Origin of the sequence: Streptomyces phytophilus (assembly GCF_013870535.1) — a bacterium.
Classification (GTDB): domain Bacteria; phylum Actinomycetota; class Actinomycetes; order Streptomycetales; family Streptomycetaceae; genus Streptomyces; species Streptomyces phytophilus.
In genome coordinates this window covers 1-12,537 of the sequence record NZ_JACBXC010000070.1, presented here as the reverse complement: position 1 = coordinate 12,537, position 12,537 = coordinate 1, and the positions used below count along the sequence as shown (strand labels likewise).

The 12,537-nt window shown below is 69.7% G+C and carries 9 protein-coding genes and 1 pseudogene; 5 read left to right on the top strand and 5 right to left on the bottom strand.

The window, feature by feature from the left end; all coding sequences use genetic code 11:
- The 3 genes from H5J30_RS06870 to H5J30_RS06860 form a co-directional block, all read left to right on the top strand.
- Window positions 1-209: molybdopterin dinucleotide binding domain-containing protein (locus H5J30_RS06870; protein WP_181786261.1), on the top strand; the 209-nt coding region annotated here is incomplete at its 5' end.
- Window positions 206-1,678 carry an FAD-dependent oxidoreductase gene (locus H5J30_RS37435; RefSeq protein ID WP_309505452.1) on the top strand — a complete coding sequence of 491 codons (1,473 nt, stop codon included), beginning with the start codon at window positions 206-208 and terminating at the stop codon, window positions 1,676-1,678. The genes H5J30_RS06870 and H5J30_RS37435, both read left to right, overlap by 4 nt.
- Entirely contained in the window at window positions 1,675-2,886 is a 1,212-nt protein-coding gene (locus H5J30_RS06860) for an NAD(P)/FAD-dependent oxidoreductase (protein ID WP_181786259.1), read from the top strand. Before H5J30_RS37435 ends, H5J30_RS06860 begins: the two co-directional genes overlap by 4 nt.
- On the opposite strand, the gene H5J30_RS06855 is transcribed toward H5J30_RS06860, so the two are convergent.
- Window positions 2,879-3,025 (bottom strand): hypothetical protein, encoded by a 147-nt coding sequence (locus H5J30_RS06855; RefSeq protein ID WP_181786262.1) that lies wholly within the window; start codon window positions 3,023-3,025, stop codon window positions 2,879-2,881. The two genes, H5J30_RS06860 and H5J30_RS06855, sit on opposite strands and share 8 nt — an antisense overlap.
- An 11-nt stretch (window positions 3,026-3,036) precedes the next feature.
- Between H5J30_RS06855 and H5J30_RS37665 the strand changes: the two are divergent.
- Window positions 3,037-3,291: pseudogene (locus H5J30_RS37665) on the top strand (tyrosine-type recombinase/integrase); the annotation flags it as partial.
- Window positions 3,292-3,301: 10 nt separating this feature from the next.
- Here H5J30_RS37665 and H5J30_RS06845 read toward each other — a convergent pair.
- From H5J30_RS06845 to H5J30_RS06830, 4 genes are all read right to left on the bottom strand, one after another.
- Window positions 3,302-3,775: a hypothetical protein gene (locus H5J30_RS06845; protein WP_181786258.1), complete on the bottom strand. Its 474-nt coding sequence runs from the start codon at window positions 3,773-3,775 to the stop codon at window positions 3,302-3,304.
- Window positions 3,759-8,024: a polymorphic toxin-type HINT domain-containing protein gene (locus H5J30_RS06840; protein WP_309505450.1), complete on the bottom strand. Its 4,266-nt coding sequence runs from the start codon at window positions 8,022-8,024 to the stop codon at window positions 3,759-3,761. Before H5J30_RS06840 ends, H5J30_RS06845 begins: the two co-directional genes overlap by 17 nt.
- A gap of 194 nt (window positions 8,025-8,218) precedes the next feature.
- The gene (locus tag H5J30_RS06835) at window positions 8,219-10,486 is read right to left on the bottom strand and encodes a glycosyl hydrolase (RefSeq protein ID WP_181786257.1); all 2,268 of its coding nucleotides are present in this window, start codon (window positions 10,484-10,486) and stop codon (window positions 8,219-8,221) included.
- A gap of 185 nt (window positions 10,487-10,671) precedes the next feature.
- Window positions 10,672-11,523: an SAM-dependent methyltransferase gene (locus tag H5J30_RS06830; RefSeq protein ID WP_181786256.1), complete on the bottom strand. Its 852-nt coding sequence runs from the start codon at window positions 11,521-11,523 to the stop codon at window positions 10,672-10,674.
- 342 nt (window positions 11,524-11,865) lie between these two features.
- On the opposite strand from H5J30_RS06830, the gene H5J30_RS06825 reads away from it, so the two are divergent.
- Window positions 11,866-12,462, top strand: a complete 597-nt coding sequence (locus H5J30_RS06825; RefSeq protein WP_258563154.1) for a peptidase inhibitor family I36 protein — start codon at window positions 11,866-11,868, stop codon at window positions 12,460-12,462.
- Window positions 12,463-12,537: the final 75 nt, after the last annotated feature.

Sequence of the window (12,537 nt, the reverse complement as noted above, 5' to 3'; positions counted from 1 at the left end):
TGGCGACGCTGCGGACGGACACGGTGTTCCTGCCGTTCCACTTCCCGGGGCACGGACGGGCGAACCTGCTGACGGGGACGGCGCTGGATCCGCGCAGCAGGATGCCGGAGTTCAAGGTGAGCGCGGTGCGGGTGGAGCCGGTGGAGGTACGGGAGGCGGGGGTGCCGGAACCGGAACCGGAACCGGCGGTGCGGGGTGCGGCGGGGTGAGGCTCAGGAGGAGGGGCGGGACGGCGGGGACGGCAGGGACGGCAGGCGACGCGACGACGGGGACAGGAACGCGGGCCCGGATCGTGGTCGTCGGCGGCGGCCCGGTCGGCCACCGCGTCGCCGAACGCCTGCGCCACCACGGCCACGAGGGACCCGTCACCCTCCTCGACGCCGAACCCGGCCCCGCCTACCACCGCGTCCTCCTCCCCGCCCTCCTCGACGGCAGTCTCACCCCCGCGGACCTGCACCTGCCCGACCTGAACCGCCTGCCCGGGGTGCCCGGGATGCCCGACGTGACCGTCCGCCACGGCGTCTCGGCGGCCGGTATCGACCGCCGGCGGCAGGAGGTGCGTACGACAGAGCATGACCGGCTCCCGTACGACACCCTCGTGCTGGCCACCGGCGCCCGCCCGCACCTCCCGCCCGTCCCCGGACTGCGCCACGCCTCCGGCTGGCTGATCGACGGTGTGACCGGCCTGCGTTCGCGTACGGACTGCGCCCGCGTGCGCGGCGAGGAGATCGTCGTACTCGGCGGCGGCCCGCTGGGCGTGGAGGCCGCGGCGGCGCTGCGCCGCGCGGGCCGGCGGGTCACGCTGGTGCACCCGGGCCCGTACCCGCTGGACGACCGCCTCGACGCCGGGGCCGGCGAGGTGCTGACGCGGCATCTGGCGGGGCTGGGCGTCGGGTTGGAGCTGGGCCGGATCGCGGCGGAGGTGCGGCCCGGCAAGCTCGCGCTCGACGACGAGTGGCTGCTGCCCTGGGACACCCTCCTGTGCTGCACGGGCGTCCGCCCCCGCACCCGGCTGGCGGAGGCGGCGGGCCTGGCGGTACGGAGCGGGGTGCTGGTCGACGCGGAGGGCCGGACGAGCGACCCGGCCGTACGCGCGGTGGGCGACTGCGCGGAACCGGGGGGTTCGCTGTACGACGGCTGGGAGCAGGCGGAGAGGGTGGCGAGATCGCTGACGGGCGGATCGGCACCCCACGGGACGGCAGCCCGCCGCCCGGTGTTCCGACTACGGGTGCCGGGCCTGACGCTGGGGGTACTGGGCGACGGGAAAGGAGAGGCGGGGGACGAGATAGTCACGTACCGGGACGCGGCCCGCGGCCGCTACGCCCGGATCTCGCTGGATGCCGAGGGCCGCCTGCGGGCGGCGGTCGTGACGGGCCTCCCCCAGGCCCTCGCCACCCTCACCCAGCTCTACGCCGCGGACACCCCCCTCCCGGAAAGCCGCCTCGCCCTCCTCCTCGGCCGCCCCGCCCCGCGCGGGGGCCCGCTGCCGGAACTGCCGCCGGAGGCGGTGGTGTGCCGGTGCAACAACGTGACGAAGGGGGCACTGGCGTCGGCATGGGAGGAGGGCGCCCGGACGCAGGAGGCGCTGGTGGAGGCGACGAGGGCGACGACGGGTTGCGGCTCGTGCACGGACGACATCAAGGTCCTGTGCCGCGAGTTCGCAGAGGTCGGATCATGAACCGCCTGCTGGTCATCGGCAACGGAATGACGGCACACCGCCTGGTGGAGGAGCTGCGCTCACGGGACCGGGGAAACCGCTGGCGGATCACGGTCCTGGGTGAGGAGCAGCACGACGCGTACAACCGCATAGCGCTGACGGACAGGTTGCGGGGCGTACCGGAGGCGAAGCTGACACTGCGGGCGCTGGACGAGGATCCGATGCTGGAGGTACGCACGTCGACGCGGGCGGCGGGCATCGACAGACCGGCGCACGAGGTGGTGACGGCGGGGGGAGAGCGGATCCCGTACGACGCCCTGGTCCTGGCGACGGGAGCGACCCCGGCGAGACCGCCGCTCCCGGGGGCGGAGGCGCGGGGGTGCCACGTGTACCGGACGCTGGACGACGTGAACGCCATCCGCGAGGCGGCGGAGAGCGGCGGCGACCGAACCGCGGTGGTCGTCGGGGGCGGCCTCCTGGGCCTGGAAACAGCGGAGGCACTCCACCGCCACCTGCGGGTACGGACGCACGTGGTGGAGGCGGCCAGACATCTGATGCCGACACAACTGGACGGGGCGGCGGCAGAACTCCTGGCAACGAGCTTGAACGAGACGGGAATCCGCCTGAACGAGGGAAAAGGGCTGCTCTCGGTGGAAACGAACCGGAGCGGCGAGGCAACAGGGATAACCCTGACCGACGAAACCAGCATCAGGGCAGACCTGGTGGTCTTCACGGCAGGCACGCGCCCCAGGGACGACCTGGCAGCGGACGCGGACCTCCCGCGAGGCGACAGGGGCGGCTACCTGGTGAACGAAGACTGCCGCACCCCGGACCCGGCGATCTGGGCGATTGGCGACTGCGCGGCGATCCACGGCACCCGCACGGGCACGGCGGCCCCGGGCTACCACATGGCAGCAACAGTCGCGGGCCACCTCCTGAACACCCCGGAGCCCCCACCCCCGCTGTCCCCGGCGGAACCGTCAACGGTGCTGAAGCTCCCGGGCGTGGACGTAGCCAGCATGGGCAACCCCCACGCCAAGCCGGCAGACGCCATAGAACTCACCTACACCCACCCGGCCCCGACCCCCCGCTACGCCAAGCTCATCCTGGACCCGGAAGCGAACACCCTCCAGGCCGCCATCCTCCTGGGCCACCCGACCGCGTACCCCCGCCTCCACGCCCTGATAGGCCAGGAACTCCCGGCCCCCGCGGAACAACTCCTCACCTGACCCGCTGATCCTGCGCCTCGGCCAGCCGCTCCACCTGCCTCTTGATCAGCTCTGCCGGAAAGGGCGTGGTACGCCCGATGTCATACCGGCGGAAGGTCCCGATGACGTCATCGACCCACACCACTGTGAACTGCTCCACCCGCTCTTGCGGGTCACGCGTTCACCACGCCTGCGACCCGTCCGGTCGCCCCACCGATCTGACACGTACTTTCTCCACGCTCCTCCGCACCCGGCCTCCGGCGCATCCGGTTCCACGGCTTTCGCCAAACAGTGGCGACCCTGCTCCTGGACCAGGGCATCGAACTCGTCGTCATCAAGGAACTCCTCGGCCATTCCCACATCGGCGCCTCCAGAACGCCGACGACCCCCACCAGACATCTCGTGGAACCGTCGGGGTCGGGCTGACGCGTGGCTGTTACCTGGCCAAGTGCCCTTCGAACTTCGTAATGAGTGATTCCAGTTCTTCCAGGTGAAATCCGGTCCTGAGGAATAGCTCTCGCGACCCGATAGACGAAATCAAAAACTGCATGAATTCGGAGAATTTCGCTGCAGCTATCGGCAGTTCCGTGCGGAGGGTAATCGCATCATTCTCCTTAACCTCGGCGCCCATTGACCCTGACCCGCCTACCCCCTCTTTACTGAGAGCTCCTTCGATCACGAAAATTCGGAGCTTCAACGAATCTCCAACCCGGTGCCGGATTATACGGAGACCATCGATAAGCCTTTCTAGATCGGCTTTCGGGCAACCTAGTTCCGCGAGCCGGGTTTCATCATAGTTCGCGAGCTGGTGAGCAACCTGGAACAGGATCTCAACGTCGCTCGCTTCCAGGTCGAGTGCACCAGTTCCATGCGGCTCGTCCGCTGGCTGACTGTTATCGAAGTACTTCATCGAACCAGGTCTCTCCGCCCTTGGGGGTGAACAGCGTGCCCCCATCACCATCTTCGATTATGACCGCCCGCTTGTCCGGGTCCCAGTAGCCGACACGGCCTCTCGCCAGGTGCCTGACTCGAACGTTGGGGACATTGCCGTTGATCACGCCATCCACGTAGTACGGGAGTGCCCCATCATCGACACCTCGTACAAAATGGGTACCGTCTCCGTCGGGCCGCTTCGCAGATTCAAGAGCGTGATTAGAAATATTCTCGGATATCTCATCGACTTCCAAGCACGAACTGTTATGCACTAGCACCGGCGCGTTTCCGGCGAGTACATAGTACGTGTGGATATCGTTGATCGTGAGGTCGTGGGTGCGTTGACGCTTGGTGTGGTAGCGGACATCCTCGACGGTGGCTGTGGTGCCGTTTGTGCGCAGAGTCTGGCCGGGCGTGAGGTCGCCTGCGTTTACCCAGTCGTTCTTCTCCCGCGTCCAGAACGGGTGCGTGGTGGTGGACGTCAGGGTGCTGGTGCTGCCATCGGCCTTTATCGTGAGGTCGACGAAATCTTTGTCGTCTTCTGTGGTGATCGTGGCCACGATCTCGCGAATCGTGGTCTTGCCGGTCTCCGGGTCGGTGACGACCACCTTGTCGCCGATCCGGAGATCCTCGATGGGCTTGGAACTGCCATCGGCCAGCAGCACCTCGGTGCCAGGGACAAAGCTATGTCGCTTCGCGCAAGATTTCGCCGCCTTGAGGACCTTGATTGGCTTGAGCGCCTGGGCCCAAGGCAGGTCGAGAGCAGCGGAGCCGCAGGCGCTGTTGACCCCCGGGTTCTTCAGACAAGCTTTCCACGCGTCGATATCGGGAGCGACCACGGAAAGCACTACCTGGTCGAAGAGAGTCGGATCCCGGTCCAGCCAGCCAAGGTCGCCTGCGGCGCCACAGAAGGCCGTGTCGCTCGCAGCAGTCTCCCCTTCTCGGCACCTGGACTGGATGTACTGATCCATCCGGTCTTCTGTGCTGCGGAGCGTCGGGTACATCCGTTCGAGTTCGACGGCCGCTGGCAGCGGGACGCCCTCCATCCAGACGGTCCCGCCCTCCTGGACGATTTCGATCGTCTGAGCGGGGCTCTGTGAGGAGCAGTTGCTGTTGCAGGGGTGACTCACAGCCGGCGGGCCCATGACCCCGCCACCCGTTTGCCTCCCCTTCGGGCCACCGCGGCTGCCGTCCGCGCGAGTTTGCGCGCTCCCGCAGCTCACGCCGCTCGGGGAGCCTTTGCCGCAGTCGAGTCCCAGGCCGGTGGGGTCCTTGAAGGTGAGGGGGTTCTGGGCGGCGTAGGTGTAGCCGTTCAGGGTTTGGGGTTTGTCGAGTTCCAGCAGCGGGTCGACGCTGATGAAGCGGCCCAGCTTCGGGTCGTACTCGCGGGCGCCCAGGTGCTGCAGTCCTGTGCTGGCGGTGTCGTCGGTGCCGCCGACGAAGCCGCGGGTGCCCGGCCAGGAGGCCGGTTCCGGCCCGCGGGGGGCGCCGAAGGGGAGGCTGCGGCGCTGGTCGAGGGTCTGGGTGGCGGCGTCGATGGCCAGTTGGCCGGTGCCGTTGTGGTCGGCCAGGGTGAACGAGACGCTGCCGTCGTCCTCCTGGACCGCCTGGTGGCCGCCGCCGAGGTCGTAGTAGCGCGTGGCCTTGGCCGCGGTCGCGCCCTTGGGGAGGGTGACCTCGGTGTGGCCGAGGTAGAGGGTGGTCTCCGTGGGCGTACGGGCGATGAGGCGGTTGCCGTCCGCGTCGTAGACGTAGTCCGTGACCTTGTCGGCGCTGCCCTCGACCGGCTCGGTGACCTTGGCCAGATGGCCTTCGGCGTCCCAGGCCAGCGTCTGGGCGTCGCCTCCCAGGTTGCGGGTGGCGGTGTTGCCGGCCTCGTCGTAGGTGAAGCTGTCCTGCGCGGTGCCGGTCGGGCCGGTGCTGGTGACGGACGTGAGGCTGTGCGGCCGCGGACCGCCCGGCGCCGGGTAGGCGTAGGTGCGCTCGGTGTTCTTGGTCGCGTCGCCGCCGACGTCGTGCTGGGTCTCGGTGAGGCGGTTGCCGACCTTGTCGTACGTGTAGGAGTGCCAGTACGGCGCCAGGCCGCCCACTGCCCCGCCCGAGGGCTGAGCGGAGCACTCGGTGTCGCCCTCGGTCCAGGCCGTGGTCAGCCTGCGCGCGAAGTCGTAGTCGAAGCACTGGGTGTCCGTGCCCGACCGCGAGACGTCGGCGACCGACAGCACGTTGCCGGCCGCGTCGTACGTGAACGTGTTGTGCTGGTCGACGCCGGGCACGTCCTGACGTTCGACGCGCGAGGTGGCAAGCCGCTGCGTCCCGCGCTCGTAGGTGTTCGTGACCTCGACGGTCTTGCTGCTGTTCGACAACTCGTGCCACTGCGGCTTGCCGTCGTTGGTGTAGCTGGTCTTCGCCTTCAGCCCCTGGTCACCGCCGAGTTCGATCGGGCGGAGGGTCTCGTCCTCGTACGTGTACCGCACGCTTGAGGACGGCAGCGCCCCGGCCTTCGGGAAGCCGACGGCCTGCACGGTGCCTGAGACGTTGTACGTGGTCCCGGAGAGATACGTCCCGGCCAGCGCGCCTTCCGACGCCGGAATGGTGACGGAGGAGCGCAGCACCCGGTACTGGCGGTCGTAGGCAACGACTTTGTTCGTGTACGGTTCGCCGTCCACGTAGCGGGTCGACGTGGCCAGATGCCCCTTGGCGCCGCTGACGGTGTCGTACGTCCAGTCGGCGCGCAGGGCGCCGGTGGGCGAGGACTCGCGCAGCTCGGTCTGGCGCCCGATGCCGTCGTAGACGCTGACGAGCTTGGTCCCGCGGGCATCCGTGGTGGAGGTGACCTGGCCGCGGTCGTCGTACGCCGAGGTGGTGGTGCCCTTGTCGGGATCGTCGGCTTCGACCTGGCGTCCGAGCTGGTCGTAGCGGTACGTCCAGGAGTTCCCGGCCGGGTCGGTCACCTTCTCCAACTCGCCGCGCGCCGTGTACCGGTAGCCGGTCTCGTCGTAGGCCGACTCCGCGCTCCGCGCGTGGTGCTGGCGCACGGCCGTGGTCTGGCCGCGGGCGTCGGCGAGGGATGTCGTGGTGGTTCCGCCGTCCGGCGGGATCACCGTCGTGCGGTCGCCGCGGTACTGGGTGGTCGTGGTCGCCAGAACAGTGCGGCCGGCTCCGCTGCCCGCCACCTGCTCGGTCTGGATATTGCGTCCGAGACCGTCGTAGGAGTGGTGGTACTGCGTCTCCACGGAGATTGCGTTGTCCGGGGCGAACAGTTCGGGGGACGGCAGCTTGTCCGTGTAGTACGGCTCGAAGGTCTCGGCGACAAGGCCCCGCTCGTCATAGAAGACGTCGCTCAGAAGCCTGCCCCCGCGAGGGCCGGGCACCTGAGTCTGGCGTTCGCGCAGAAACCCGTCGAAGAAGGTGTACGAGGTGCGCTGGGCGCCCGAGTTGCCGAGGGTCTTGGTGCCGACCGCGACCGGCTTCCCCTCGGTCACCTGGTACGTGAACTCGTAGCTCGGCGTCAGGCCGGTTTGCCGGTCGGCCAGCCACACCTTGGTCGTACGTCCCAGAGCGTCGTACGCCGACGTGGTCGTCTTGCCGTTCACGTCGGCCTGGGTGAGCGGGAGCCCGCGCATCGGGTCGTAGGTGGTGGTGGAGGTCAGCGCCGTGGCGGCGTTGCCGGGGGTTGCCGGGGGCGTGGTCTCCTTGACCTGCGTGGCGAACCCGGTCGCCGGGGTGTATGCGGTAGTAGAGGTACGACCGTCCGTCCGCGCGCTGCGCGACTGGAGTTGTCCGCTCGTATTGAAAGTCAGATTCGCGGTGAGGTCCGTGCTGGTCAGCTCGCGCCCGTAGTCGTCGTACGCGGCGGTGGACTCCAGGTAGACGGCCTCATCGGCGGTGCGGGACTTCAGCACCGCGGTCGCGGTGGCGTCCCCCTTGCTGGGAACGGACGGGGTGCCGCTGACGGCGCCGCCGTCGTAGGCGGTGCGGACATCCGTGATGACGTCCTTGGTGCGGTCGACGGGGTCGCCGCATGCCTTGGCGACCGTCTCCACCCTCGAAGGCAGGACGAGGATGTTCTTCTCCTCGTTGGCGGAGTACGTGCTGCGGGTGCACCGGTTGTCGGAGGCGGTGGAGTTGTCGGCGAAGTCGTCCACCTCGGTCAGCCGCCCGGCAACCGTGTCGTAGGTGTTGGCGGTGGACGTGGCTGGAGCGCGCCCGCGAGGGCGACCGGACATAGGTTTTTCAGCAACGCACAGCAGATATACGTTGAACAGAATTCAAGTCAGAACAGTTCAGGAGAAATACGGTTACACGCGTGCGATCTTCCCAGTCGCCTCCTCCCCAAAGGTGCGCCCCGCGCCGCCCCGCGGGGTCGGGGTTCGAGGGCGGCGCGGGGCACGGGTGGAGGGCTGGTGGGGGGCTGGTGGGGTCAGCCCGGGTCGGTGGTGGAGCTGCGGGGTGGGACCGTGAGGGTTTTGCCGTCGGAGAAGGTCACGGTCTGTTCCGTGGCGCCGTAGTTGTGGGCGGTGTACGTCTTCGTGCCGCCCGTGGCGAACACCGCCGCCGTCGGGCTGTCCGCCGTCACCGTGGTGTCCGGTGCGCCCGTCGCCGCGAGGGTGTGGATCCAGTGGTAGATGTGCGCCCACGAGTCGCCGGCCTCCGGCGCGTACGTGCCGCCGCCTCCCGCCGCGTACGCCTGGCGGGCCGCGGCCGGGTCGCTGAGGGCCTGGAACTCCCAGAGGAGTTCGCGCCACTCGACCGCCGGGCCGCCGTTCTCGCGTTCCATCTCGGCGAGGTTGCGGTCGATCGCCGCCTTGTCGCGGGCCAGGTGCAGTGAACCGCCGGTGACCGGGAGGACGTTGATGCCGTGGATCTCCTCCGGGTTGCCCGTCCACCAGGTGGCGTGCGCGCCGCCGGCGCTCCACACCATGCCCAGGGTGTTGTGCTGGAAGTCCGCCGGGAAGGCGTCCTCGTCGGCGTCGAACCAGTAGTTGCGTACGGCCTCGGACTCCGTCGTCAGCAGGTACACGCCGAGGTCGCGCAGTTCGGTGTCGCCCGTGGCGGCGCCGAACATGATCAGGCCGGCGCTGAGGTTGACCGACTCGGAGGACGCCTCCTGGTTGTTGCCCGCCGCGAAGCCGGCGTGGCCGGCGGCCCAGCTGTGGCCGGCGTAGACGTCGAAGCCGCGCAGGAACGGGTAGCGGTCGCCGTCGCGGGCCGGGTTGGCGGCGTCGGCGATCAGTTCGCGGACCATGCCGCCCCAGGCGGAGTCCGCCGCCCAGGCGGGGTCGTACTGGGCGACGATCGCGGCGGCCATGACGTAGTAGCCGTAGTGGAAGTGATGGTCGTTCAGCTCGGTGTCGCTGCCGTACGAGGCCGGATAGCCGGTGAGCGTCTTCCACACCGCGTCGTACGAGAACTCCGTCTCGCCGCCCGCCGTGAACCACTCCTCCAGCCGCGACTTCATCACCCCGAGGATCTTGTCCCGCGCCGCCGTCGCGTCGATCTGGTCGGCGATCGGCACGACCTGGGCGAGGCGGCCGAGGGCCTTGCCCGTCCAGTACGTGTCCGCGCGGCCGATCGAGGCGGTGTCCGCGACCTCGTTCACGAAGGCCGTCAGCTGCCCCCGGTCCACGCCGCCCGACTCCGGCAGCGCGGGCAGGACGCCGGTGACGTCCTGGGAGGTGGTGAAGGAGGCGCCCTCGCGGACCTTCATGGTGCCGCGCGGCGAGATGTACTCGTACGCCGTGAGCTGGTCGGAGGTGTGCTTCCACTGGTGCGGGTAGAGCGCCTGGAGGGTGCCGGTCTCGGTGCCCTCGCGGGCCTCGGTCTCCAGCGTGTACGTGGCGTTCATGCGCCCCTGGTCCGGCGCGTAGTCCCAGTCGACGCGGGAGCCGGTGACGAAGCTGAAGGCGTAGCGGCCGTACGTCTCGAAGGCGCCGGTGTCCGGGAGGACGGCGACGGAGTAGTAGTCCTTGCCGCCGAGGTCGGCGGCGAGGGTGCTGCCGGAGACGGTCCAGTCGCTGCCGGTGGGGGCGAAGAGCGCGTAGTGCTTGCCGCCGACGGTGATGCCGAGGGCGTTGCCGTCGTCGGCGAAGACCTCGGGCGCGGCGGCGGCGGTGATCTGCGCGGCGCCGCCGGTGGCCTCGGCGTAGACGAAGGGGCTGCCGTGCCCGATGGTGGCCCGCAGGGTGCGGCCCCCGCCGGACCAGTAGGGGCTGACGGTCCAGTCGGACCAGCCGTCCGCCTTCGCGTCGGGCGAGTTGAGGCCGTCGACGCCCAGGGTCAGGTCGGCCTTGTGCTGGAACTCGTACTGCGCGCCGCCCCCGACGACGACGTGCTCGGTGGCGTACCCGACCTCCAGCCCGCCGGCCACGGCGCGGTAGCTGAGCGGGTGGCCGAACATGGGCAGGGAGTACGGGTTGTCGGCGGCCCGCTGGAACGCGAGCGAGGACCACCAGTCGTTGGTCGGTACGGGCCGGTCCGCGACCCGCTCGGTCACCTTCGGCGACACCGGCTGCCCGGCGTTGTCGACGGGGCCGGAGGTGCCGGGCGGCCGGGTGTCGGAGTAACTGCCGCTGCCGACCGGTATCTCGGCGGCGCTGGCCGACCCGGCGGGCAGGGCGGCCCCGACGGCGACGGTGGCGGCGGCGGTGAGGGCCAGGAGGGTGCGTCTGCGCTTCGGATGTGGTCCCACGAGCTGCGTACCTCGCAATGAGTGGGGGACAGAGGAGGGTGAGAGCGCTCTCAGAGGGGCGTCGCAGAAACTAGAGCCGCCCGAAACCGCTGTCAACACCTCTCGTCAGGACTCAACCCGAGGTCTGCTCTTCCGCGTTCAGTTTCTGAACGCACTCCGGGGGTCCGTACCGCCCCCCGCCTGCGTCAGGGCTTGCGGAGGACGCCGCCGTACTCGTACAGCTTGTCGCTCTTCTCCGTGACGCCCACGTACGTCTCCAACTCCGGCGAGACCGGCGGCAGCGGCGGCTGGGTCGCGTCCGGGCGCCAGTTCACGAGGTTGACCATGCCGGGGTCGACCGGCTCCAGGCCCTCGGTGAAGGCGTCGAGCTGCTGGGGGGTGCGGGTCACCCAGGGGACTCGGGTGGTGTTCATGTACTCGGTCGTGGCCCTGGCGTACTCCTCGTCCTCGGAGACGACCTGGGAGAGCGCGAGGTAGCTGCCCGGCACGGCGTTGTCGATGACGGTACGCAGGATGCTGCGCGGGTCGTCGGCGTCGGTCAGGTGGTGGATCACCGAGAGGAAGAGCACCGCGAGCGGCTCGTCGAAGTCGATGAGCCGCTGGAGGTCCGGGTGGCCGAGGACCACCTCCTGGTCGCGCATGTCGGCGGTGATCACCACGGTGGAGTCGTCGTCGGCGAGGAGCGCGCGGCCGTGGGCCAGGACGATGGGGTCGATGTCGACGTAGACGACCCGGGTCGACGTGCCGTACTCCTGGGCGACCTGGTGGACGTTGTTGTTCGTGGGCAGGCCGCAGCCCATGTCGAGGAACTGGCGGATCCCGGCCTCGCGCGCGAGGTAGCGCACCGCGCGGTAGAGGAACTGCCGGTTCTGCCGGGTGATGTCCACACCCTCGGGGAACCGCTTCAGCCCGACCCGGAGCATGTCGCGGTCGACCTCGTAGCTGTCCTTGCCACCCAGCATCCAGTCGTAGACGCGGGCCGAGGTGGGACGGTCGGTCGGGATGCCGGGTATCGCGGGTCCTTCGTCAGGCGTCACTGCCGCCACTCCTCGTCTCGCCACGGTCGAACTTGCCTACGTACGCGGAGAGTTGAGCCTATCCACTGCCGGCCCCGCGGAACCATATGGGCAAAGCGGCACCCCCGGCCCCCGGCGGGCCGGGCGTGCCGCCGGGCGGGTCGCCGTGGGCGTACGCGGCCGGTCCGGGGCGGTGACCGGGGGCTTTGCGGTGGGGGGCAAAGGGGTGGTCCGCCAAGGGCCCGGCGGGTGATCGTGGTGGCCGCAACGCGGAGGGCCGGGTGGACACGGCCCGGCCCTTCGGTTGCGGGCCCCGCGCAGGGGGTGCGGGGAGTGCAGGAATGGGGGATTCACATCATGCGCATGACCGTCAGGGTTTCCGCAGTGGCCGCGGCCGGCGTCATCGCCGCCGTCGGCCTGTCCGCGCCGGCCTCCGGCTCGACGCCGGAGGCACGGCTCGACGCCGCGCTCGCCGCCGAGGCGAAGCAGGCCGGGCTCGGCACGGCAGAGGCCGCCGGGCTGCAGAAGAAGGTCGACGCCCAGCTCGCGCAGACGCCCGGCGCGCGGCAGACCGGCGTCAACGAGATCACCTCGGGGGACGGGCAGTCCGTGATGACGCTGCCGCTGCCCGGTGAGCAGAAGGCGCGCGGCGTCGACGAGGCCGTGGGCGCCCTCGGCACGGCGAACTGCGCCAAGTACTACACCTGCCTCTACGAGCACAAGGACTTCAACGGCCGCCGGCTGGCCTGGAAGGACTGCAACTTCAACCACCTGCGGGAGTGGAGCTTCACCGACAAGACGTCGTCGTACCACAACAACCAGTCCAGGGGCACCAAGACCTACGTCTACAACTGGACGAGCAGCGGCTGGTCGACTCTGTGGATCTCCACGGCAGTGTCGTCGAGTTCCTACGTCGGCAACTCCAAGAACGACAAGGCCGACGCCCTGACCGTCTGCTGATCGCCCGACCCGCAGCCGCACCGCGGCGGGCCGGCGGGCCGGCTCCGGTCCCCGGCCCGCCGAGCGGCCGCCGCA